The organism is Psychrobacillus sp. BM2 (assembly GCF_048572895.1).
Lineage (GTDB): Bacteria > Bacillota > Bacilli > Bacillales_A > Planococcaceae > Psychrobacillus.
The window spans coordinates 1,153,256-1,176,021 of the sequence record NZ_CP183878.1; the positions used below are offsets into that span (position 1 = coordinate 1,153,256).

General features: G+C 37.8%; 23 protein-coding genes. 22 read left to right on the forward strand and 1 reads right to left on the reverse strand.

Annotated elements, in window-relative coordinates:
- Nucleotides 1–70 precede the first annotated feature (70 nt).
- The 13 genes from gmk to spoVM all read left to right on the forward strand — a co-directional run bounded on the left by gmk (nucleotide 71) and on the right by spoVM (nucleotide 12,543).
- A complete protein-coding gene (gene gmk / locus ACN6MX_RS05100) occupies nucleotides 71–691 on the forward strand; it encodes a guanylate kinase (RefSeq protein ID WP_419962557.1) in 621 nt (206 codons plus the stop codon).
- The gene (rpoZ, locus tag ACN6MX_RS05105; protein WP_090562720.1) at nucleotides 692–916 is read left to right on the forward strand and encodes a DNA-directed RNA polymerase subunit omega; all 225 of its coding nucleotides are present in this window, start codon (nucleotides 692–694) and stop codon (nucleotides 914–916) included.
- A 108-nt stretch (nucleotides 917–1,024) separates the two neighbouring features.
- On the forward strand, nucleotides 1,025–2,230 hold the full coding sequence (gene coaBC, locus ACN6MX_RS05110) for a bifunctional phosphopantothenoylcysteine decarboxylase/phosphopantothenate--cysteine ligase CoaBC (protein ID WP_419961584.1): 1,206 nt from the start codon (nucleotides 1,025–1,027) through the stop codon (nucleotides 2,228–2,230).
- The gene (gene priA, locus ACN6MX_RS05115; RefSeq protein ID WP_419961585.1) at nucleotides 2,227–4,638 is read left to right on the forward strand and encodes a primosomal protein N'; all 2,412 of its coding nucleotides are present in this window, start codon (nucleotides 2,227–2,229) and stop codon (nucleotides 4,636–4,638) included. Before coaBC ends, priA begins: the two co-directional genes overlap by 4 nt.
- A 23-nt stretch (nucleotides 4,639–4,661) precedes the next feature.
- Complete coding sequence (def, locus tag ACN6MX_RS05120; protein WP_419961586.1) at nucleotides 4,662–5,150, forward strand: peptide deformylase; 489 nt, start codon at nucleotides 4,662–4,664, stop codon at nucleotides 5,148–5,150.
- Complete coding sequence (fmt, locus tag ACN6MX_RS05125; protein ID WP_419961587.1) at nucleotides 5,147–6,088, forward strand: methionyl-tRNA formyltransferase; 942 nt, start codon at nucleotides 5,147–5,149, stop codon at nucleotides 6,086–6,088. The genes def and fmt overlap by 4 nt, the downstream gene beginning before the upstream one ends.
- A complete protein-coding gene (rsmB, locus tag ACN6MX_RS05130) occupies nucleotides 6,085–7,437 on the forward strand; it encodes a 16S rRNA (cytosine(967)-C(5))-methyltransferase RsmB (RefSeq protein ID WP_419961588.1) in 1,353 nt (450 codons plus the stop codon). Before fmt ends, rsmB begins: the two co-directional genes overlap by 4 nt.
- 40 nt (nucleotides 7,438–7,477) lie before the next feature.
- Nucleotides 7,478–8,215, forward strand: coding sequence for a Stp1/IreP family PP2C-type Ser/Thr phosphatase (locus ACN6MX_RS05135; RefSeq protein WP_419961589.1), 738 nt, complete (start codon nucleotides 7,478–7,480; stop codon nucleotides 8,213–8,215).
- Nucleotides 8,216–8,217: 2 nt separating this feature from the next.
- Nucleotides 8,218–10,218 (forward strand): Stk1 family PASTA domain-containing Ser/Thr kinase, encoded by a 2,001-nt coding sequence (pknB, locus tag ACN6MX_RS05140; protein WP_419961590.1) that lies wholly within the window; start codon nucleotides 8,218–8,220, stop codon nucleotides 10,216–10,218.
- Nucleotides 10,219–10,229: 11 nt separating this feature from the next.
- Nucleotides 10,230–11,111 carry a ribosome small subunit-dependent GTPase A gene (gene rsgA, locus ACN6MX_RS05145; protein WP_419961591.1) on the forward strand — a complete coding sequence of 294 codons (882 nt, stop codon included), beginning with the start codon at nucleotides 10,230–10,232 and terminating at the stop codon, nucleotides 11,109–11,111.
- A 3-nt stretch (nucleotides 11,112–11,114) separates the two neighbouring features.
- The gene (gene rpe, locus ACN6MX_RS05150) at nucleotides 11,115–11,783 is read left to right on the forward strand and encodes a ribulose-phosphate 3-epimerase (RefSeq protein WP_419961592.1); all 669 of its coding nucleotides are present in this window, start codon (nucleotides 11,115–11,117) and stop codon (nucleotides 11,781–11,783) included.
- Complete coding sequence (locus tag ACN6MX_RS05155) at nucleotides 11,780–12,436, forward strand: thiamine diphosphokinase (protein WP_419961593.1); 657 nt, start codon at nucleotides 11,780–11,782, stop codon at nucleotides 12,434–12,436. The genes rpe and ACN6MX_RS05155 overlap by 4 nt, the downstream gene beginning before the upstream one ends.
- The gene (spoVM, locus tag ACN6MX_RS05160; protein WP_419961594.1) at nucleotides 12,409–12,543 is read left to right on the forward strand and encodes a stage V sporulation protein SpoVM; all 135 of its coding nucleotides are present in this window, start codon (nucleotides 12,409–12,411) and stop codon (nucleotides 12,541–12,543) included. Before ACN6MX_RS05155 ends, spoVM begins: the two co-directional genes overlap by 28 nt.
- Before the next feature lie 48 nt (nucleotides 12,544–12,591).
- Here spoVM and rpmB read toward each other — a convergent pair whose 3' ends face one another.
- Nucleotides 12,592–12,780 (reverse strand): 50S ribosomal protein L28, encoded by a 189-nt coding sequence (gene rpmB, locus ACN6MX_RS05165; RefSeq protein ID WP_090562690.1) that lies wholly within the window; start codon nucleotides 12,778–12,780, stop codon nucleotides 12,592–12,594.
- A gap of 656 nt (nucleotides 12,781–13,436) precedes the next feature.
- Here rpmB and ACN6MX_RS05170 point away from each other — a divergent pair.
- From ACN6MX_RS05170 to fabG, 9 genes are all read left to right on the forward strand, one after another.
- The gene (locus ACN6MX_RS05170; RefSeq protein WP_093535224.1) at nucleotides 13,437–13,799 is read left to right on the forward strand and encodes an Asp23/Gls24 family envelope stress response protein; all 363 of its coding nucleotides are present in this window, start codon (nucleotides 13,437–13,439) and stop codon (nucleotides 13,797–13,799) included.
- 16 nt (nucleotides 13,800–13,815) lie between these two features.
- Nucleotides 13,816–15,471, forward strand: coding sequence for a DAK2 domain-containing protein (locus ACN6MX_RS05175; protein WP_419961595.1), 1,656 nt, complete (start codon nucleotides 13,816–13,818; stop codon nucleotides 15,469–15,471).
- A gap of 321 nt (nucleotides 15,472–15,792) precedes the next feature.
- Nucleotides 15,793–16,455 (forward strand): L-serine ammonia-lyase, iron-sulfur-dependent subunit beta, encoded by a 663-nt coding sequence (gene sdaAB / locus ACN6MX_RS05180; protein WP_419961596.1) that lies wholly within the window; start codon nucleotides 15,793–15,795, stop codon nucleotides 16,453–16,455.
- A 12-nt stretch (nucleotides 16,456–16,467) separates the two neighbouring features.
- Nucleotides 16,468–17,367 (forward strand): L-serine ammonia-lyase, iron-sulfur-dependent, subunit alpha, encoded by a 900-nt coding sequence (gene sdaAA / locus ACN6MX_RS05185; RefSeq protein WP_419961597.1) that lies wholly within the window; start codon nucleotides 16,468–16,470, stop codon nucleotides 17,365–17,367.
- Nucleotides 17,357–19,405 (forward strand): ATP-dependent DNA helicase RecG, encoded by a 2,049-nt coding sequence (recG, locus tag ACN6MX_RS05190; RefSeq protein ID WP_419961598.1) that lies wholly within the window; start codon nucleotides 17,357–17,359, stop codon nucleotides 19,403–19,405. The genes sdaAA and recG overlap by 11 nt, the downstream gene beginning before the upstream one ends.
- 96 nt (nucleotides 19,406–19,501) lie before the next feature.
- On the forward strand, nucleotides 19,502–20,068 hold the full coding sequence (gene fapR / locus ACN6MX_RS05195; RefSeq protein ID WP_419961599.1) for a transcription factor FapR: 567 nt from the start codon (nucleotides 19,502–19,504) through the stop codon (nucleotides 20,066–20,068).
- Between the two features lie 14 nt (nucleotides 20,069–20,082).
- The gene (plsX, locus tag ACN6MX_RS05200) at nucleotides 20,083–21,078 is read left to right on the forward strand and encodes a phosphate acyltransferase PlsX (RefSeq protein WP_419961600.1); all 996 of its coding nucleotides are present in this window, start codon (nucleotides 20,083–20,085) and stop codon (nucleotides 21,076–21,078) included.
- Nucleotides 21,071–22,021: an ACP S-malonyltransferase gene (gene fabD, locus ACN6MX_RS05205; protein WP_419961601.1), complete on the forward strand. Its 951-nt coding sequence runs from the start codon at nucleotides 21,071–21,073 to the stop codon at nucleotides 22,019–22,021. Before plsX ends, fabD begins: the two co-directional genes overlap by 8 nt.
- A complete protein-coding gene (fabG, locus tag ACN6MX_RS05210; RefSeq protein ID WP_419961602.1) occupies nucleotides 22,014–22,760 on the forward strand; it encodes a 3-oxoacyl-[acyl-carrier-protein] reductase in 747 nt (248 codons plus the stop codon). Before fabD ends, fabG begins: the two co-directional genes overlap by 8 nt.
- The last annotated feature ends 6 nt before the right edge of the window (nucleotides 22,761–22,766 follow it).

Consider the following 22,766-nt stretch of genomic DNA (forward strand, 5'->3'; position numbering starts at 1 on the left):
TTGTGTTATAATCAGTTAAGTATGTAATTGTTGAAGTCGACGTAGTATGACTGTATTTGAAGGAGACGTTATGCGAAGAGAAAAAGGTATATTGATCGTTTTATCAGGTCCGTCAGGAGTAGGTAAAGGGACAGTCAGAAAAGAATTATTTTCAGAGCCAGGAACAAACTATGAGTATTCTATATCCATGACTACGAGAAGTCCTCGTGAAGGTGAAGTGGATGGAGTAGACTATTTCTTTAAACAAAAAGAAGAGTTTGAACAGCTAATTGAAGAAGGTAAGTTGTTGGAGTATGCATCCTACGTAGGAAATTACTATGGGACACCTATCGACTATGTAAATGCTACGTTAGATTCTGGACGAGATGTGTTTTTAGAAATCGAAGTCCAAGGAGCGGCGCTTGTTCGCGAAAAAGCTCCAGAAGCACTATTTATTTTCCTTGCGCCTCCAAGCCTGTCTGAGCTCGAGCAAAGACTTATAGGTAGAGGAACGGAAACAGAAGATGTCATCAGTTCAAGGATTAAAGCTGCACGACAAGAGCTTGAAATGATGCATTTATATGATTATGTTGTAGAGAACGATGAAGTGGCTAAAGCATGCGCGAAAATTAACGCAATTGTAGTAGCAGAACATTGTCGACGTGAACGTGTAGAAAAAAGATATTCAGCTATGCTGGAAGGAGAATTATAAATGTTATATCCATCTGTAGATTCTTTAAAAACCCAAATCGATTCAAAATATTCTTTAGTGAGTGTTGCTTCTAAAAGAGCACGCCAACTACAAGAAGAAGGCGGCGAACGTCTGATTTCATATGTATCTCATAAGCAAGTTGGGAGAGCGTTAGAAGAAGTTGCAGCTGGTGAACTTACTATACAATCATCTAGTGATTCTGTTGTTTATGAAGACGAAGTATAATATTTAACAATACGCAAGTAGATGTCTCAACAAGCTGCGGATTAACTGCAACCTCCCAAAGAATGTACGGTTCTTTGGGAGGTTGTTGTTTAGAGGGGAGAATTCAAGTTGTTAACTTCTAAAAAAATTCTTGTTTGTGTTACTGGTGGTATTGCCGTTTATAAAGCGGTTGCATTGGTTAGTAAATTGACACAAGCAGGGGCAAATGTAAAAGTAATGATGACAAAATCGGCAATGGAATTTGTTCAGCCATTAAGCTTTCAGGCTATGTCTAGAAATGATGTGTATTTTGATACATTTGATGAAAAAGACTCTAGCGTTATAGCACATATCGATTTAGCAGACTGGGCAGATTTAGTTATTGTAGCTCCTGCGACTGCCAATGTAATCGGCAAGCTTGCAAATGGTATTGCGGATGATATGGTGACTACTACGTTATTGGCAACAACTGCGGATGTATGGATAGCACCTGCAATGAATGTACATATGTATGAACATGCTGCTGTTATACGTAATATTACTCAACTTTCAAGTGATGGTTATCAGTTTATCGAGCCTTCTGAAGGTTTTTTAGCATGTGGATATGTAGGGAAAGGTCGATTAGAAGAACCAGAGAAAATAGTGCAGTTGGTAGTGGCACATTTTGGACCGAAAGAACTACCTTTAAAAGGAACAAAAGTTGTCGTAACGGCAGGTCCAACTAGAGAGAGAATTGACCCTGTCCGATTTTTGACTAATTTTTCTAGTGGGAAAATGGGATATGCTATGGCCGAGGCTGCAGCAAGTCTAGGAGCAGAAACTATATTGATCTCTGGTCCTGTCAGTTTGAGTGCTCCAGCAAACGTTACGCTTGTTTCCGTAGAAAGTGCAAAAGAAATGCTTGATGCCGTGTTGCTTCATTTTGAGACAGCTTCTATAGTTATAAAAACTGCTGCCGTGGCAGATTATAAACCAAAAGAAGTATATTCTCAGAAGATGAAAAAGCAAGCTGGTGATTCTACTATTGTGTTAGAAAGAACTACCGATATTCTATTGGAACTGGGTAAACGAAAAAAGGACCAATTATTAATAGGCTTTGCAGCAGAAACAAATGATGTAATCCATTATGCTGAAGGCAAGCTGGTAAAGAAAAATGCAGATTATATTATTGCTAATGACGTGACCGAAGCGGGCTCAGGATTTGGAACAGATACGAATGCTGTTACGTTAGTTGGTAAAAATATAGAACAGTATTTTCCTCATCAAAGCAAGAAAGAGCTTGCGTTACAAATACTGCAAACAATTATTCAATTGGAGAAAGATGATGTCAAATGATAGTAGAAGTTATTGTCGATGTATCAGCTTATCCTATTGATCGGCCTTTTGACTATATTGTTCCTGAAAAATTAGAAACTGTTATTGAGCGTGGAAGTCGTGTACATGTTCCTTTTGGAAATAGAAAAGTACAAGGATTTATAACGAATATAAAAGAGCATTCTGATTTAGATGTATCCAAACTGAAAGAAATAATCTCTATAATTGATGTAGAACCCGTAATAACCGAAGAATTATTACAGCTTTCCAAATGGATGACCAATAAAACATTATGCTATGAAATAGATGCACTTCAAGTAATGCTACCAGCTGCTCTCCGTGCTACATATAAAAAAGAAATTCTGCTAGTAGAGTCAGATGGGGTAGATATAGAGACGCTAGCTTTATTTGGTTCAAAAAATAATATATCGTATGATGTTTTTGAAAAAGCTGGGTTATTAAAGCAGTTGAAAAAGTATCTAGATCAAGGTAACTTCCAGTTGGAGACTGTTATTAAGCAACATGGAAAGGTAAAGACAATCGCCAAATATCGTATGGTGGAGAACAAGGAGCTAGTTCATGCCCAACTAAGTGAACTCCCCAAAAATGCGGTTAAACAAAAAGAGCTAATCGAATGGCTATTTATGCAAAAGCAACCTTCCTTTACTATGGCAGAACTTAAAGATTCTGCACAAACAAATAATCATACGGTTAAAGCTTTAATCGATAAAGGAATACTAGAAAAAGAAAATAAAGAAATATACCGTGAAATAAGTAGTCTAGAGTATAACGATAAAGACCACAGATTTAAATTGACTGATGAACAACAGGAAGCGCTAGCTCAGATCAATGACGCACAGGATAAAGATCAGCCTACTACTTTTCTTTTACATGGCATTACTGGTAGCGGCAAAACAGAAATATATTTAAATGCAATTGAAAAGTCAATCAATGAAGGCAAACAAGCAATTATGCTTGTACCTGAAATATCGTTGACTCCGCAAATGACCAGAAGATTTAAATTACGATTCGACGATAAAGTAGCTGTAATGCATAGTGGATTATCAGTTGGAGAAAAGTTTGATGAATGGCGTAAAATCTGGCGAGGTGAAGTAAAGGTTGTTGTAGGAGCTAGATCTGCAATATTCGCACCATTTAAAAACCTAGGTTTGATTATTTTAGACGAGGAGCATGAGTCGACCTATAAGCAGGAAGATACGCCAAGATACCATGCTAGAGATGTAGCCATTTGGAGAAGTAATTTTCACGGGTGTCCAGTTATTTTAGGAAGCGCAACTCCTTCACTTGAATCGTATGCACGTGCTTCAAAGGGAGTGTACAGTTTGTTAACTTTGCAGATGCGTGCGAAAGAACAGTCATTACCATTCGTAAATGTTGTGGACATGCGTGCAGAGTTAAAAAGTGGAAATCGTTCTATGTTTAGTGTAGACCTTGCGGATGCTATCAGAGAAAAGTTAGATAAAAAAGAACAAATTGTATTATTTTTAAATAAAAGAGGATTTTCTTCCTTTGTATTATGTAGAGACTGTGGAACTGTAGTAGAATGCGACAATTGTGATATTTCGCTCACCTATCACCGAGAGGGGGAGCAGCTTAAATGTCATTATTGTGGACATGAAGAACCAGTGCCTAAGCAATGTCCAGAATGTTCTAGTGAGCATATTCGCTTTTTTGGAACAGGTACTCAAAAAGTAGAAGAAGAGATCACTAAGTTATTTCCTTACGCTAGAGTACTTCGAATGGATGTAGATACAACTAGAACGAAAGGTTCACATGAACGAATTTTAAAACAATTCGGAGATGGCGAAGCGGATATCTTACTTGGAACTCAAATGATAGCAAAAGGGTTAGATTTCCCGAATATTACGCTTGTTGGTGTATTAAATGCGGATACAACTTTGCACTTAGCCGATTTTAGAGCAGCCGAAAAAACATTTCAGCTAATGACACAAGTTAGTGGACGGGCTGGCAGACATGATAAAGAAGGTCAAGTGTATATCCAAACGTATACACCGGAGCATTATGCAATAGAATATTCGAAATCACAGTTGTATGAGCCTTTCTATCATAAAGAAATGCTGGTGCGAAAACAGTTCGAATATCCACCTTTTTACTATTTAACACTTGTTCAGGTAACCCATGAAAATGTACTGTTAGCTGCGGAATATGCAAAATTAGCAACCGATTGGTTACGTGCAAATTTATCTTCCTCCACGATGGTAATTGGACCAACTTCTAGTGCAATCAGTAAAATACAAAATAGATATCGTTACCAATGTTTGATAAAATACAAAAAAGAACCAATTTTAGTAGAAAAGCTTCAACAATTAATAAAAATATACCGAACCGAGTGGATAAAAAAAGGAATCATTTTGACTATTGATTTGGATCCATCTACTATTTTATAAGGTGCATGAAAAGAGGAAAAGAAATGGCAATACGTCCAATTATTACACATCCAAATGATGTATTATTAAAGAAATGTGAAGACATTACTGTATTTGATACCAAACTAGCCAAGCTTTTAGATGATATGTACGACACAATGGTCGCTTCTGATGGAATTGGAATAGCTGCACCACAGGTCGGAGAATCTATTCAAGCAGCAATCGTTGACTTAGGCGAAGGTCAGGATATTATCGAAATGATCAATCCAGAGATAGTAGAAATCGGAGGATCAGAAATAGAAGTGGAAGGTTGCTTAAGTTTTCCAGACATTTATGGAGAAGTAGAACGTCCATTTTATGTGAAAGTAGAAGCTCAGGATCGAACAGGGGCTTTATATGAATTACAAGCAGAGGATTATGAAGCAAGAGCCATTTTACATGAAATAGATCATTTACATGGTGTTTTATTTACGACAAAGGTTATTCGTTATGTTGAACTGGAAGAACTTGAAAATGAGGTGGAAGAAGTATGACATCTATTATCTTCATGGGTACCCCAGCATTTTCAGCACCTATCCTAAGAATGTTAGTGGAGGAAGGCTATAAGGTAAAGGCTGTCGTGACTCAACCAGATCGACCAGTAGGTAGAAAAAAAGTATTGACTGCACCTCCTGTTAAAGAAGAGGCTATACAACTTGGGTTGCCTGTCATTCAACCAAATAAACTAAAGGGATCAGAGGAGCTAGACCAAATTATCGCTCTAAAGCCAGATTTAATCATTACTGCTGCTTTCGGGCAGATTCTTCCAAAAGAATTGTTAGAAGTTCCTGAGCTTGGCTGTATTAATGTTCATGCATCGTTACTACCTGCTTATCGTGGCGGAGCCCCAATTCATCAGGCAATTATAGATGGTCAAAGTAAAACAGGTGTAACAATAATGTATATGGAAGAAAAGTTAGACGCTGGAGATATCATATCGCAAAGCGAAATATCAATTGAACATACGGATGATACTGGTCTGTTATTTGAAAAGCTAAGTGCAATAGGTTCTGAGCTACTTAAAGAGACATTACCTTCGATTATTGCAAAAACGAATAGTCGCACTAAACAGGATGACACAAAAGTAACTTTTGCTAAAAATATTTCACGTGAACAAGAAAGAATAGATTGGAATAATTCGACGTTGCAAATACACAATCAAATTCGTGGGCTACACCCTTGGCCTGTAGCTTATACAACATTAGATGGACAGGTTGTGAAGATTTGGAAGGCAGATACCACTTCCATTCAGACGAATGAAAAACCCGGAACTGTTGTGAAAATTGAGTCAGATTATTTCGTTGTTCAAACTGGAAAGTCTGGAACAATTCGCATTAATGAATTACAACCAGCTGGTAAAAAGAAAATGTCCGCTGAGGATTATTTACGCGGCGTAGGCTCTAAATTGCGAATAGGAGATATATTTGAATGACGAAAAAAAGCGAAAAAATTTGGACTGGTAATGTTCGAGATGCTGCACTTACTATATTAATGGCTGTTGAAAAGCAGCAAGCTTATAGTAATTTACTGTTACACCAAACGATAGAAAAATATACGATTGACCCGAAAGACCGTGCATTACTGACTGAGTTAACATATGGCACACTTCAATATAAAATGACATTAGATTATTATTTACAACCTTTTATAAAAGGAAAATTAGATGACTGGGTTAAACAATTACTCCGCCTATCTTTGTATCAAATCCATTATTTATCGCGTATCCCTGATCATGCAGCTGTTAATGAGGCGGTTGAAATCGCAAAAAGAAGAGGTCATAAAGGAATTGCCTCAGCAGTTAATGGAATATTAAGGTCTGTTTTAAGAGCGGGCGTTCGTTCAACGGAAGATATTAAAGATAGAGAAGAACGATTGTCCATCGAAACAAGCCATCCACTTTGGATGGTGAAGCGTTTCATATCGCAATATGGTTTTGAAACGACGGAGAAGATGTTGAAGGAAAATAATGAACCACCTGTTACGACGTTGCGAGTAAACTTATTTAAGCGAACGGTTGATCAAGTACTTCACCTAATGACTCAAGAAGGACATGTAGTGGCTAAAAGTGAAATCATTCCAGAGTGTATTTACTTATTTAATGGACAAGCAGCTAAAACAACTGCATATCAAGAGGGCTTTGTAACAATTCAAGATGAAAGTTCTATGATTCCCGCTTATGTTTTGCAGCCAGAACCTGGAATGACTGTTCTTGATATGTGTTCAGCACCTGGAGGTAAAACAACTCATATTGCCGAAAAAATGAAAAACACAGGGAAACTTGTGGCAATGGATATTCACCAGCATAAATTAAAGCTAGTGGAAGAAAATGCAGAGCGTTTAGGCTTTAGTTTTATTGAAACAGTGGAGATGGATGGAAGAAAAGCTAGTGAAAGTTATGCAGAACAATCATTTGATCGCATACTTGTGGATGCACCATGCAGTGGACTTGGTGTGATGAAACGTAAGCCTGATATTAAATATACGAAAAAAGAAAAAGATTTTGCTACCCTTAAACCTATTCAAATGAATTTACTCGATGAAGCATATAAACTATTAAAACCGGATGGATTAATGGTATATAGTACTTGTACAGTCGATTTGGAAGAAAACGAAGGAACTACCCAATTATTTCTAGATGCACATCCAGATATGGAACTTCAAGATTTTCCAGACGTTATTAAACGTATAAAGAATCAGGAAAAAGAAGGAACTCTTCAGATTTTTCCGCAAGATTTACGTAGTGATGGATTTTATGTAGCTCTATTTCAAAAAAAGAAATAGTGACCACTCTTTGCCAAATTCAAAAGAGGTGAATGATAAGATGAGGTTTGTTGTGAAGACGGATGTAGGAATGAAAAGAACGGTAAATGAAGATAGAGTAGAAGTTTTTTTGCGAGAAGATGGACGATTACTGGCTGTAATAGCAGATGGTATGGGTGGTCATAATGCGGGAGATGTTGCGAGTGAACTTGCTGTTACGGAGTTTAAGAAGTATTTTGCTGCATTCAATCCGTTGATCGTAAAAGTTAGAGATTGGTTAACCTATACGTTTCAATCGATCAATCAAACTGTTAGCAGACATTCTCAAACAAGTGCTGATTGTGCTGGTATGGGTACGACATTGATCGCTGGCTTGTTCGAGAAACAACAAGGAATTATTGCTCATGTGGGAGATAGTCGCGTCTATTTAATATCACCAGAGCGGGTCCTTCAAATTACACGAGATCATTCGTATGTCAACGTCCTCATAGATTCTGGGGAAATAAGTGAGGAACAAGCAAAGACTCATCCCAATAAAAATGTATTAATGAAAGCGATTGGTACTGAACGAACAATTCAACCTGATTTTTACGATATCGCATTCCGTCCAAACTCTTATTTACTTTTTTGTACAGACGGTTTAAGCAACAAGATAAGTGAACCACTTATGCAATCCATTTTATATTCCAATAAGACGCTTGAAGAAAAAGGGCAAGATTTAGTAGATGAAGCAAATAAGTCAGGCGGAGAAGATAATATTTCTTTGATTCTATTATCTAACAATGACGAGGAGGTGTGAGGATGCTGATAGGCAAACGAATAAGTGGCAGATATAAGTTACTTGAAATGATTGGTGGAGGCGGCATGTCCAATGTTTATTTGGCGCATGATATGATTTTAGATCGTGATGTAGCGATTAAAGTGTTACGTTACGATTTTTCTAATGAAGAAGAATTACACCGTCGTTTTCAACGCGAGGCCCTTTCTGCAACTAGCCTTACTCACCCCCATATTGTCAATATTTACGATGTAGGGGAAGATGAAGATATTCACTATATTGTCATGGAATATGTGAAGGGCGAAACGTTAAAAGAATACATACAGCTGAATGCACCGGTTTCTCCAACGAAATCCGTAATGATTATGAAGCAGCTTACATCGGCTATTTCTACTGCACATAATAATCATATTATCCATCGGGACATTAAGCCACAGAACATTTTGTTGGATGAAGAGGAAAATGTAAAGGTAACTGATTTTGGTATTGCGATGGCGCTTAGTGCAACCTCCTACACACAGACAAATTCGGTATTAGGTACTGTACATTATCTATCACCTGAACAAGCGCGCGGTGGTACAGCTACTAAGCAGTCAGATATTTATGCATTAGGTATCGTATTATTTGAACTATTAACTGGACAACTCCCGTTTTCAGGAGAGTCTGCGGTATCCATCGCATTAAAACATTTACAAACAGAAACACCGTCTATACGAAAAATTATTCCCTCCATACCGCAAAGCATTGAAAACGTTGTATTGAAAGCTACTGCAAAAGACCCGAAAGATAGATACCTTTCCGCCGAAGAAATGGAAGCGGATTTGGCAACTGCCTTATCTCCTGAAAGAGCAGGAGAAGAGAAATTCGCAGTAGCTATTGATGATGATGCAACGAAGGTATTACCAGTTATTAAAGAGCCTGTATTATTTAATGAGGTTTCTGACACCAAAAAAATGTCAACATCAGATAAGACCATGCAACCGGTAAAGTCAAAAAATAAGAACAAAAAACGGAAAATAATTGGTGGGATATTAGGAGGAGCTATCCTATTATTATTGCTAATTTTTATCGTATTTCCAGGTATTTTCAAAGCAGATAAGATTCAAGTTCCAGATGTATCGAACTTGGAATTGGAAGAGGCTATTGAACAATTAAAGTCAGAAGGATTTACAATCGGTGATGAAACATTAGAAGTGTCAGATGAAGTAGAAGAAAATAAGATAATTCGAACGACACCTGAAGCAGGCAAGCTTCGTGAAAAAAATAGTGAAATCCATTTATTTATATCTTCAGGTAAAGAAACCTTTGTCCTTGAAAACTACGTCGGTAAAGATATAGATCAAGTAAAAATATTGTTACAAGATCTAAAAATAGAAGTAAAGGAAGTATTTGACGATAAGTCAAAAGGAACTATATTAAAGCAAACACCGACTGAAGGAGAAGAGATTATCCCTAATGAAACGGAACTTCTATTTACGGTAAGTAATGGACCAGACTTACGGTCAGTTAGCGATTTGACCGACTGGAATGAGAAGGCTTTGAGTGATTATGAAAAATCATCTGGCTTTAAAATTATGGTGACGGAAAAACGAAATTCCGACACCGTTCCAAAAGGGAACGTGATTGATCAAAAACCAATGCCAAATGCAAAAGTAAGTCCTGGAAGCACAATTGAAGTAACTCTTTCTGATGGTCCAAAGGCCAAGCCTCCTAAATTTGTTGTAAAATCTGTTACGATTCCATATGAACAACCTGTAGTGGAGGAAGCGGATGAAGAAGATGGAAGTGATGGTGATGGGGAAGAAGAGAAAGAAAAACCAGTTGCAGAGGAGCAAGTAGTTCGAATTTATATTGAAGATAAAACTCGTTCAATGTTGGAGCCCGTCGAAGAATTTGTCTTAACTGAAACAGTTGTAAGACATTTGAAATTAGAAATTAGTGAAGGCAAAAAGGCAGCATATCGAATTGAGGTAAACTCAAAAACAATCTTAAAAGAAACAATTGCGTATGAAGATTTAGAATAGGGAGGAAACGGATGCCAACAGGTCAAATTAGGAAAGCATTAAGTGGGTTTTATTATGTCTATGATAATGGAAAAGTTATTCAATGTCGGGGAAGAGGTGTATTTAGAAACAGAGGGGAATCACCTTTAGTTGGGGACTTTGTCGATTATACAGTGGAAGGTAGTAATGATGGAACAATTACAGTCATTCATGAACGAAAAAATAATTTAGTTCGACCACCTATTGCAAATATTGATCAAGCTATATTAGTTTTTTCAATTAAGGAACCAGATTTTAATACAATCTTATTAGACCGCTTTTTGGTAGTGTTAGAATCATTTCATATTGAACCGATTATTTGTTTGACGAAAAGTGATCTAATGGATGATAAGTTAGAGACTCAAATTAAGGAATATATGAAGGATTATGAAAAAATAGGTTATCAGCTATTTATGACATATAAAGACGATCCTGAGTTTGATGAGAAAATTACTCCTTTATTAGAAGGAAAAACAACTGTTTTAGCTGGTCAATCTGGCGTAGGTAAATCAACGTTATTAAATACGATTTTACCTTCCCTAGATTTAAAAACAGGTATAATTTCTAATGCATTGGGTAGAGGTAAACACACTACAAGGCATGTGGAGCTTATTGAGGTTTGCGGGGGACTACTTGCTGATACACCAGGTTTTAGTTCGTTTGAATTTGATCTAATGGAAAAAGAGGAACTTTACCGTTGTTTCCCAGAGTTTGTGGTAAAACAAAATGACTGTAAGTTTCGAGAATGTATGCATGTGAAAGAACCAAAATGTGCCGTTAAAGAAGCAGTAGATACCGGTGAGATAAAAGCGTATCGATACAAACATTACTTACAATTCTTAGAAGAAATTATGGATAGAAAGCCGAGGTACTAAATTATGGTGAAAATAGCACCTTCAATACTAGCAGCAAACTTTTCTAAGCTAGGAGAAGAAGTTTTAGAAGTAGAAAAAGCAGGTGCAGAACTAATTCATATCGATGTAATGGACGGTCATTTTGTTCCGAATATTACAATGGGACCAATTGTTGTAGAAGCACTTCGCCCGCTTACAAAATTACCTTTAGACGTTCATTTAATGATTGAAAATGCGGATCAATATATTGAATCTTTTGCCAAAGCGGGAGCAGATTACATTACAGTTCACGTAGAGGCATGTCCGCATCTGCATAGAACGATTCAATTAATTCGTTCATTCGGTGTAAAACCGGGCGTTGTATTAAATCCTCATACGCCGATTGAAACAATTCAACATGTATTAGAGGATATTGATATGGTTCTTTTCATGACAGTTAACCCTGGATTTGGTGGACAAAAGTTTATACATTCTGTTGTGCCTAAAGTAAAACAATTATCAGATATTATTAAAGAACGAAATTTATCCATTGAAATTGAAATTGATGGCGGTATCAATGAAGAAACGATTAAACCTTGTGTAGAAGCAGGAGCTACTGTATTAGTTGCCGGATCTGCAATTTATAACGCTCCTGACAAAGCAAAAGCTTTACAAGCGATTAAAGAAGCTGGTTTAAGTGTAGTTCCAAAATGAAGCGAGTTGTAGTTTGTTCAGGTGGACCATCTAAGGAAGTTGTTGATTTTAAACAGCTTCCTTTTCATACAGAGGAAGTTGTTTTTATAGGTGCTGATCGAGGGGCATTGCATCTAATAGAAAAGGGTATACTGCCAAATGAAGCTATTGGCGACTTTGATTCTCTTACACAGGAAGAGCAAGGTTTCATGAAGAAGAAAATACAAAAAGTAACAGAACTACAGATGGAAAAAGATGAAACCGATACTCATATTGCCATACTCCTTGCTTTAGAGTACAAACCTGATGTAATAATCGTAACAGGGGTAACTGGGGGTCGCCTAGACCATTACGAGGCTGCTTTAAACGATATTTGTCGTTTTCAATTAGAAAATCCAACTATCACCTTTGTCATCCAAAACAATCAAAATATTATTCAATTTTTATCATCAGGAACTCATATGATTAATTTTGATAATCATTACAAGTATGTTTCCTTTTTCTCTTTTGGAGAACATGTGGAGAATATGAATTTACAAGGTTTTCTATACGATGTAGAAGATGAGTATATTAATGTTGGAAATGCTAAATTTACAAGCAATGAACTTAAAGACCGATCAGGTACTATCTCTTTTACCGCGGGCATATGTTTAATGATAAGAAGCAGCGACTAAAAGGGAGGAATTGTGTGAAGGTCTACACATTTAGATTGCCTAAATCCGTGAGTAGTTTTGTGAAGGTTTGTATACGGCTATTTAAAAAAGAAGAAGTGAAGAAATGAAAAATGCCAGGTCGACTATAGTCGGCCTGGCATTAATTATGAGTACGATTAAACGCGCTCAATTTTTCCTGATTTTAAAGCTCTCGCAGAAACCCATACACGTTTTGGTTTACCGTCTACAAGAATGCGTACTTTTTGAAGGTTAGCTCCCCATGTACGTTTAGTAGAGTTCATTGCGTGAGAACGAGCATTACCCGAACGAGCTTTACGCCCAGTGATTGCACATACTTTTGGCATTATATTTCCTCCTTTAAAAAAGAAGCTGAAAGATTTTTCAGTTCGATATTTCACATACTTTAATAATTTACCACAGACCTTAACGAAGTGCAAGGCTTATCAAGAAAAAAACCTTTACAGCATAGAAAAGCGAAAGACGCCGTTTAGCAGCGAAAAGCACTGGAAGACTTATAGCAAAAGGCGTCCTTTGCCTTTTCTAAAAGTCTGAAGTGATCGAGCTGCTGGCGTCTGAAGCTGGACAGCATGGAAAAGCGGAAGACGCCGTTTAGCAGCGAAAAGCACTGGAAGACTTATAGCAAATGGCGTCCTTTGCCTTTACTGAAATTCTGAAGCGACTCGAGGAGCTAGGCGCTGGAGCTAGACAGGATAGAAAAGCGGAAGCGCCAACGAAAGCTCCGAAAAGCGCTGGAATAATTTCAGAAAATTGCATCAGAGAAAGAAGAAAACAACTCTATGTAGTTCGATTCTACACATTTAGGCTACGAATCTTTCGGGAAAATTATCCGCTCTACAAGTAATAGATAATAGATCACAGATCACAAGTAAATAAAGACTTTCAAAACGTTGAAAAAGTGGACGAAAGTATACGTCTCTTTTATAATTTTAATGGGTGTAGTACAATAAAGGATAGTCAAAAAGACTTGGGAGGTCTTATCATGTCAATTGAATTGAAAAATGAATTCGGACTAATTGATATATCACAAGATACAGTTGCTCAAATTGCTGGTGGAGCGGCTATTGAATGCTATGGGATAGTTGGTATGGCATCAAAGCATCAAATTCGAGATGGTTTAACAGACATATTAAGAAAAGAAAATTTTACTAAAGGTGTTTTAGTAAGACAAGAAAAAGAAGATTTACATATTGATATGTACATAATTGTGAGCTATGGTACTAAAATTTCAGAAATAGCCTATCAAGTACAGTCAAAAGTGAAATACACACTAAACAAGTCTCTTGGTATGTCAGTGAAATCCGTTAATGTGTATGTTCAAGGAGTTCGCGTGGCAAACGTGTGAATAAGGAGAGAAAATTATGAAATCAATCAATGGTATCCAATTTGCTGACATGGTTCAGATGGGAGCGCATCATCTTTTCCAGAATGCGGATTACGTAGATGCATTAAATGTATTTCCAGTTCCAGATGGTGACACAGGAACTAATATGAATTTATCTATGACCTCAGGAGCGAAAGAAACAGCTGCTCATACAAATGAGCATATTGGAAAAACTGCTCAAGCACTCTCTAAAGGTTTACTTATGGGTGCTCGTGGAAATTCTGGCGTTATTTTATCGCAATTGTTTCGAGGCTTCGGTAAATCGATTGAACAATTGGATGTGTTAAATGCAAAACAATTTGCAGATGCACTTAACTACGGTGTCGAAACTGCATATAAAGCAGTGATGAAGCCAGTCGAAGGTACAATCTTAACAGTCGCAAAGGATTCTGCTAGAAAAGCTGTAGAGGTTAGCGAAGATGTGGATGATATTCGTGAACTCATGGAAGCAATTGTAACAGAAGCAAAAAAATCTTTGGATAGAACTCCGGACTTATTGCCTGTATTAAAAGAAGTTGGAGTAGTCGATAGTGGTGGACAAGGACTAGTATTTGTATATGAAGGATTTTTAGCAAGTCTTAAAGGCGAAGAGTTGCCAAATAAGACGATAGGTTCTTCAATGGATGACCTTGTAAGTGCAGAGCACCATATGAATGTCCAAGGATTTATGGATACTGCAGATATTGAATTCGGCTTTTGTACAGAATTTATGGTTCGTTTCGAGGATGGCAAAAAAGCGTTTGATGAAACAGCTTTCCGTAATGACTTAAGTGAATATGGTGATTCTTTACTAGTTATTTCGGATGATGAAATTGCGAAAATTCATATTCACTCAGAAACACCTGGTGAGGTTTTAACGTACGGTCAACAATATGGTGACCTCATCAAGATCAAAATTGAAAATATGCGTCAGCAACATACTGAAATAGTTGGAGAAGGATATTCAACTGAAGCAACTGCGAAAAAAGCAGAAATTCATCCATATGCAATTGTTACTGTAGCGATGGGTCCTGGAGTTTCGAAACTGTTAAAAAGCTTAGGTGCATCAGCGGTTATCGAAGGCGGACAAACGATGAATCCATCAACAGAAGATATCGTGAAAGCTATAGAAGCGGTTGGAGCAGAGCGTGTATTAATCTTGCCAAACAATAAAAACATTGTGATGGCTGCTGAACAAGCTGCCGAAGTACTGGGAATTGAAGCTGCTGTTGTTCCTACCAAAACTATCCCGCAAGGAATGGCTGCTATATTAGCCTTTAACCCACAAGCGACTGTAGAAGAAAATAAAAACAACATGATTGAAGCATATGCACAGGTGAAAACTGGACAAGTAACATTTGCAGTTCGTGATACGTCAATAGATGGAGTCGATATTAAAAAAGATGATTTCATGGCGCTTGCGGAAGGTAAAATTGTTCTTTCAAATCCTTCTTTAACTGAAGTAGCTACTAGCTTAATCCAATCTTTAATGGACGAAGAAGCTGAAATAGTTACTGTCATTTATGGAGAAGACGTAAGTGAAGAGGAAGCGAATGAGTTTGCTGCCTTTATCGAAGCTCAATATGAGGATGTAGAAGTAGAAGTGTATAATGGCAAACAGCCGTTGTACCCATATATTTTGTCTGTAGAATAATTCAAAAACCATGTGGAGGCATTTCCTCTACATGGTTTTTAATTTTAGGAATTAGTATGCTAGCTCAACGATTGTAGTTGGTAGCCCATAAAACTGTGCAAATAGCCCATAAATGACCTGCGGAATACTTACAAATCATTGGATAGCCCATAAAATTGCTTAAATAGCGCATAAGATCCACTTGATAGCTCATAAAGTTGTTTTTAAAGCCCATAAAACCCACTATTGAGCATTGCTTCACTAGACAATAGACAATACTTTGTTTATTTTGGATTTTGAGTGTAAAATGGGAGTACAAAACATCTTATGGAGGTTTAATCAGTGAAATTTAAATCTGTTTTTGATATTATCGGACCAGTAATGATTGGTCCATCCTCCTCTCATACTGCTGGAGCGGCTCGTATTGGAAGAGTGGCCAGAGACTTATTTGGAAAACAGCCTACTTGGGCTAAAATACATTTATATGGATCTTTTGCAGAAACATATAAAGGACACGGAACAGACATAGCAATTATTGGTGGATTGCTAGATTACGATACATTTGATGAACGTATAAAGACAGCGTTTGAGGATGCAGAAAAAGCAGGGTTAACATATGAATTTATTCCTGAAACCGCACATACGGAGCACCCTAATACCGCTCGGATCGTCATTGGTGACGAAAGCCGAGAAATGTCTATGGTCGGAATTTCAATTGGTGGAGGAAAGACAGAAATTACGGAGTTAAATGGTTTTCCGCTACGTCTTTCTGGAGATATGGCTGCTATTTTAGTAGTTCATGAGGATCGTTCGGGTTGTATTGCAAATGTGTCAAACTGTTTAGCAAAATATGATATCAATATTGGGCATATGGAAGTATCACGTAAAGAAAAAGGTAATATGGCATTAATGGTTATTGAAGTCGATCAAAATGTGAATGCACAAATATTAAAAGAAATTGGCGATTTACCTAACATTACGCAAGTAACAAGAATCGCCGATTAAGGGGGAATACAAATGGAAGTTCTATTTCGTAATGTTCGTGAATTAGTGGAGCGAGCAACTCAGGAAAATAAACTTATCTCCGAAATAATGATAGAACAAGAAATAATGATTACAGATCGTTCTAGAGAAGAAATAATGGCACAGATGGATCGTAATTTAACTGTCATGGAAGAGGCTGTAGAAAAAGGATTACGAGGCGTTCATTCTACTTCAGGCTTAACTGGTGGAGACGCTGTTCTTTTACAAAACTATCTTAAAAAAGGGAATACGTTAACTGGAGAACTTATGTTAGATGCAGTAAGTAAGGCAGTTGCGACGAACGAAGTTAATGCTGCCATGGGCACAATTTGTGCAACTCCAACAGCAGGTTCGGCAGGAGTAGTTCCCGGTACTTTATTTGCGGTAAAAAACAAATTGAATCCTACAAGAGAACAAATGATACGTTATTTGTTTACATCTGGGGCTTTTGGATTTGTAGTTGCAAATAATGCTTCTATTTCAGGAGCAGCGGGTGGTTGTCAAGCAGAGGTTGGATCTGCCTCTGGAATGGCTGCTGCAGCAATCGTGGAAATGGCGGGAGGGTCTCCTGCTCAATGTGCTGAAGCTTTTGCAATTACCTTAAAAAACATGCTTGGTTTAGTTTGTGACCCTGTAGCTGGGCTAGTAGAAGTACCTTGCGTGAAAAGAAATGCAATGGGGGCTTCCAATTCTTTAGTGGCAGCAGATATGGCACTTGCAGGAGTGACGAGTCGAATTCCTTGTGATGAAGTAATTGATGCTATGTATAAAATTGGTCAGACAATGCCATCATCCTTAAGAGAAACAGGTCAGGGTGGTCTTGCAGCAACTCCTACTGGTAAGTGGTTAGAAGCTAAAATTTTTGGTGGAGCAGTAGTGGGAAGTGGAAACTAGTAAATGTGAATTAGTTACTTCCTTAAAAGGAGTGGGAAGTGGGACAGCTAACGCATTACAGGACCTTGGTATTGTTACATTAGAGGATTTAGTTATGACATTCCCATATAGACATGAAGATTTTCGGCTAAAAAACTTAGCAGAAACAGCACATAATGAACGTGTCACAGTAGAAGGTAGGGTCGAAAGTGAGCCTTCACTTCTTTTTTTAGGGAAGAACAAATCCAGAATGCAAGTTCGTATACTGGCAGGACAGCATTTAATCAAAGCAGTATTTTTCAACCAAGGTTATTTAAAAGACAAGATTATTCCTGGTTCTATCGTTACAGTGTCAGGTAAATGGGATCGAGGCAGACAGGTCATCAATGTCTCCACTTTTTCAATTGGTCCAAAAACAGACTTACAGGATTTTGAACCCGTTTATTCACTAAAAGGTTCGATCAATCAAAAAACATTTCGCAAATTTATGAGACAGGCTTTGGATCAAATGAAGGAATCCCTGGTAGATCCATTACCTGCTTCAATTCGAGTGCCATATCGTTTACCAGGTATATCTGATGCTCTAGAAGGTATTCATTTTCCACAAGACGCGGAGCATTCCAAAGACGCTAGAAGACGCTTTGTCTATGAGGAATTACTCGTTTTTCAACTAAAAATGCAAGCTATTAAAAAGGTTCGAAAAGAACAAAACGTTGGAAATGGGATTGCCTTTCATAATGATTTAGTTAAAAAGCTAATCGAAACCTTACCATATGAACTGACAAATGCTCAAAAAAGAGTAGTCAATGAAATATGTCGTGACTTACGTGAGCCTCATCGTATGAATCGTCTTCTGCAGGGAGATGTTGGTTCCGGGAAAACTATAGTTGCCGCAATTTGCTTATATGCCGTGATTACAGCTGGGTATCAAGGAGCACTAATGGCCCCTACAGAAATATTGGCTGAACAGCATGCTAGTTCGCTTGATGAGTGGTTAGCCCCAATAGGTGTCAGAATTGCTTTGTTAACAGGTTCTACAAAAGCAAAAGCAAGAAGAGCCGTATTAGAAAATATAGAAGCTGGGACTATAGATCTTTTGATCGGAACACATGCATTAATCCAACCAGATGTAGCATTTAAAAAGCTTGGTCTTGTTATTACAGATGAGCAACATCGATTTGGAGTAGAACAACGGAGAGTACTAAAAGATAAAGGGGAAAATCCAGACGTCCTATTTATGACCGCTACTCCTATCCCTCGTACTTTAGCAATCACCGCATTTGGTGAAATGGATGTTTCCATTATTGATGAAATGCCTGCTGGTCGTAAGAAAATTGAAACCCATTGGATGAAACCTGATCAGCTTCATAAATTGATAGCTCGATTAAAAAATGAACTGGCCACTGGAAGGCAAGCTTATATAATTTGCCCTTTAATCGAGGAGTCTGAAAAGCTCGATGTGCAAAATGCAGTAGATGTGTATAATATGATGGCAGATGAACTGAAAGGTAACTCTACAGTTGGTTTAATGCATGGGCGCCTCCATTCGGATGAGAAAGAACAAGTAATGAGAGATTTCTCAGAAGGAAACATACAAGTTTTAGTCTCCACTACAGTTGTAGAGGTTGGGGTGAATGTTCCGAATGCAACATTTATGATTATTTTCGATGCAGAACGTTTTGGTTTAGCTCAGCTACATCAATTACGTGGTCGAGTTGGTCGTGGAGAGCATCAATCGTTTTGTATATTACTAGCTGATCCGAAATCCGAAGAAGGAAAAGAGCGTATGATTTCCATGACCGAGACAAATGATGGATTTATTTTGGCGGAAAAAGATTTAGAGCTTCGAGGTCCAGGCGACTTTTTTGGAAAGAAACAAAGTGGACTACCAGAATTTAAAGTAGCGGATCTTGTTCATGATTATCGGGCTCTCAATACTGCCAAAGTTGATGCTGAAAGGTTATTAGACTCTAAAGAATTTTGGGATTCCAACGAACTAGCCGGACTTCGGCAGATACTTATAAATTCAAAAGCTATGGATGGGGAACGAATTGATTAAAAAGAATGTAAGAATGATTTTGAATCAATTCTTGCATTCTTTTTTTAATATTTATATACTGATATTAGTACCAAGTGCTAAAATGGTGGTGAAGAAATGAAATACTCCAAAAAAGACAGGCAGAAACTACTTTTAGAGACGCTAGAGAAAAATCCGTTTATCACAGATGAAAACTTAGCTTCTACTTTTCACGTGAGTGTTCAAACTATTCGATTGGATAGAATGGAATTATCTATTCCGGAACTACGGGAACGTATTAAATCAGTAGCTGCTCATAGTTTTGAAGAAGAGGTGAAATCTCTTCCAATCGATGAAGTAATTGGAGAGATTATTGATATAGATCTTGATAAGCAAGCCATTTCAATATTGGATATTACAAAGGATCATGTTTTTGCTCGAAATGGTATAGCAAGGGGACACCATTTATTTGCCCAAGCTAATTCATTGGCTGTTGCGGTTATAAATGATGATCTAGCGCTTACTCGAAAGTCTAACCTTACATTTGTCAAACCTGTAAAAGCAGGTGATCGTGTAATTGCAAAAGCGGTTGTAACAAACAGTGATGCAAAAAAAAATAGTACGCTAATAGAAGTGACCAGCAAAGTTGAAAATGAAACGGTTTTCGTTGGTCAATTTAGCATGTATAGAGTAACGATGTCATAAAAAAGGTGATTAAAATGAAAATTTCAATAGATGCAATGGGCGGCGACAATGCTCCTCACGAAATCGTAAAAGGTGTTTATGAGGCGTTAGAAGCGTTCGATGATATAGAAATTCAACTATACGGTGATGAGGAAAAGCTTGCTTCTTTAATTAAGCAACATGAACGTCTAACCGTTATACATACAGATGAAGTAATTGAAGGAACGGATGAGCCCGTTCGTGCAATTAGAAGAAAGAAAAATTCCTCACTAGTTAAAATGGCAGAATCCGTGAAAAATGGAGATTCTGATGCGTGTGTTTCAGCGGGGAATACGGGAGCTTTAATGGCTGCGGGATTATTTGTGGTTGGTCGTATCGATCAAGTAGATCGTCCTGCTTTAGCACCTACCTTACCTACACTCGATGGTAAAGGGTTTGTCATGCTGGATTTAGGCGCAAATGCTGATGCTAAACCAGAGCATTTAGAGCAGTTTGCAGTTATGGGTAGTATATACGCTGAGAAAGTTAGAGGTATTTCGAATCCTCGAGTGGGGTTGTTGAACATTGGTACAGAGGATATTAAAGGAAACGAGCTTACGAAAGCGGCATTTCCCTTGTTAAAAAACGCACCAATTAATTTTGTAGGTAATGTGGAATCCCGAGATTTACTTACTGGAGTAGCAGACGTCGTTGTAACAGATGGTTTTACTGGTAATATGGTACTTAAAACGATTGAAGGTACAGCTTCGGGTATATTTACTTTATTGAAGCAAGCTTTTAATACATCTGCTAAAACGAAAATTTCAGCGCTGTTAGTAAAAAATGAACTTAAAGGTTTAAAAAATACACTAGATTACTCCGAGTATGGTGGAGCGGGATTATTCGGACTGAAGGCACCTGTTATTAAAGCGCATGGGTCGTCGAACGGCCGTGCAATTTATCATGCGATTAGACAGGCTCGAACAATGGTGGAGCATAATGTTGCAGACATCATTTCTACTACATTACGAAAGGAATCATCTAATGACTAAAATTGCTTTTATATTCCCAGGACAAGGATCTCAATCTGTAGGGATGGGTCAACAATTAGTAGAGAATAATGCAGATTGCCGTTCTTTTTATGAGCGGGCAAATGAAGTGTTAGGATTTTCTTTGAGTGACCTTATGTTAACTGGACCTGCTGAGGAACTTACGAAAACTTATAATGCCCAGCCAGCACTGCTCACTACGAGCTCAATGGTTGCCCACAAACTAAAACAAGCTGGCATCATTCCGCATTTCACTGCGGGTCATAGTTTAGGTGAATATTCTGCCCTTGTTGCTTCAAATGTTTTAAGCTTTGAAGAAGCTGTTTTATTGGTTCATCAAAGAGGTTTGTATATGAACGAAGCAGTGCCTGCTGGAAAAGGGGCAATGGCTGCAATACTAGGATTAGGCAGAGACGAATTGTCAGCTGTCACAGCTGCTGTTTCAGCAACTGGTGAGACAGTTCAAATAGCTAACTTGAACTGTCCTGGGCAAATTGTTATTTCGGGAACTGCTGCTGGAGTAGAAGAGGCTTCTAGTAAAGCGAAAGAAGCTGGTGCTAAAAGAGCAATTCCTCTAGTAGTTAGTGGGCCATTCCACTCCGAACTAATGAGACCTGCAGCTCAGCAACTAGATGCTGCTATTTCAGCGATCGAATTACAGAGAGCTTCAATACCTGTAATTTCAAATGTAACTGCTGAACCGGTTACAGATGCTAGCAATATTAAAAATTTACTTGTTGAACAATTGTACTCGCCTGTTCGTTGGGAAGAGTCAATTCAACAGATGATAGATCAGGGAACGACTATTTTTGTGGAATGTGGTCCTGGAAAAGTATTAAGTGGATTAGTAAAAAAAATCGATCGATCTGTAACTACTTATTGTGTGTACGATGAAGTGACGTTACAGCAAGTTATTACAGAGTTAGGAGATGCGCAAAATGGGTAAATTAGATGGGAAATCTGCAATTGTAACAGGTGCTTCTCGAGGAATTGGGAGAGATATCGCTCTATACCTAGCACAAGAAGGAGCAAAGGTTGCCGTCAATTACAGTGGTAGTAAAGATAGAGCAGACGCAGTTGTAGAAGAAATTAAGGCAACTGGTGGAGAGGCATTTGCTATTCAAGCGAATGTGGACAAAGCTGATGATGTTCAAAATCTAATAAGCTCAGTTTTAGAACAATTTGGTTCCATTGATATTTTAGTGAACAATGCAGGCATTACTCGCGATAATCTTCTAATGCGTATGAAGGAAACAGAGTGGGATGATGTGCTTAATACGAATTTAAAAGGTGTCTTTCTTTGTACAAAAGCTGTGACAAGACAAATGATGAAACAACGTGCTGGTCGAATTATTAATATCACCTCCATTGTCGGTGTATCTGGGAACGCAGGTCAGGCCAATTATGTCGCTGCTAAAGCAGGAGTTATTGGTTTAACCAAATCATCGGCTAAAGAATTGGCAAGTCGTAATATTACGGTGAACTCGGTTGCACCAGGCTTTATAACAACAGACATGACAGATGCCCTTCCTGAGGATATAAGGTCTCAAATGCTTAGCCAAATCCCACTTGCTAAGTTTGGAAATCCAGAGGATATCGCAAAGGCAGTTGCATTTTTAGCCTCAGATGATGCAAATTATATAACTGGTCAAACGATTCATGTAAATGGCGGAATGTATATGTAAGGTTTT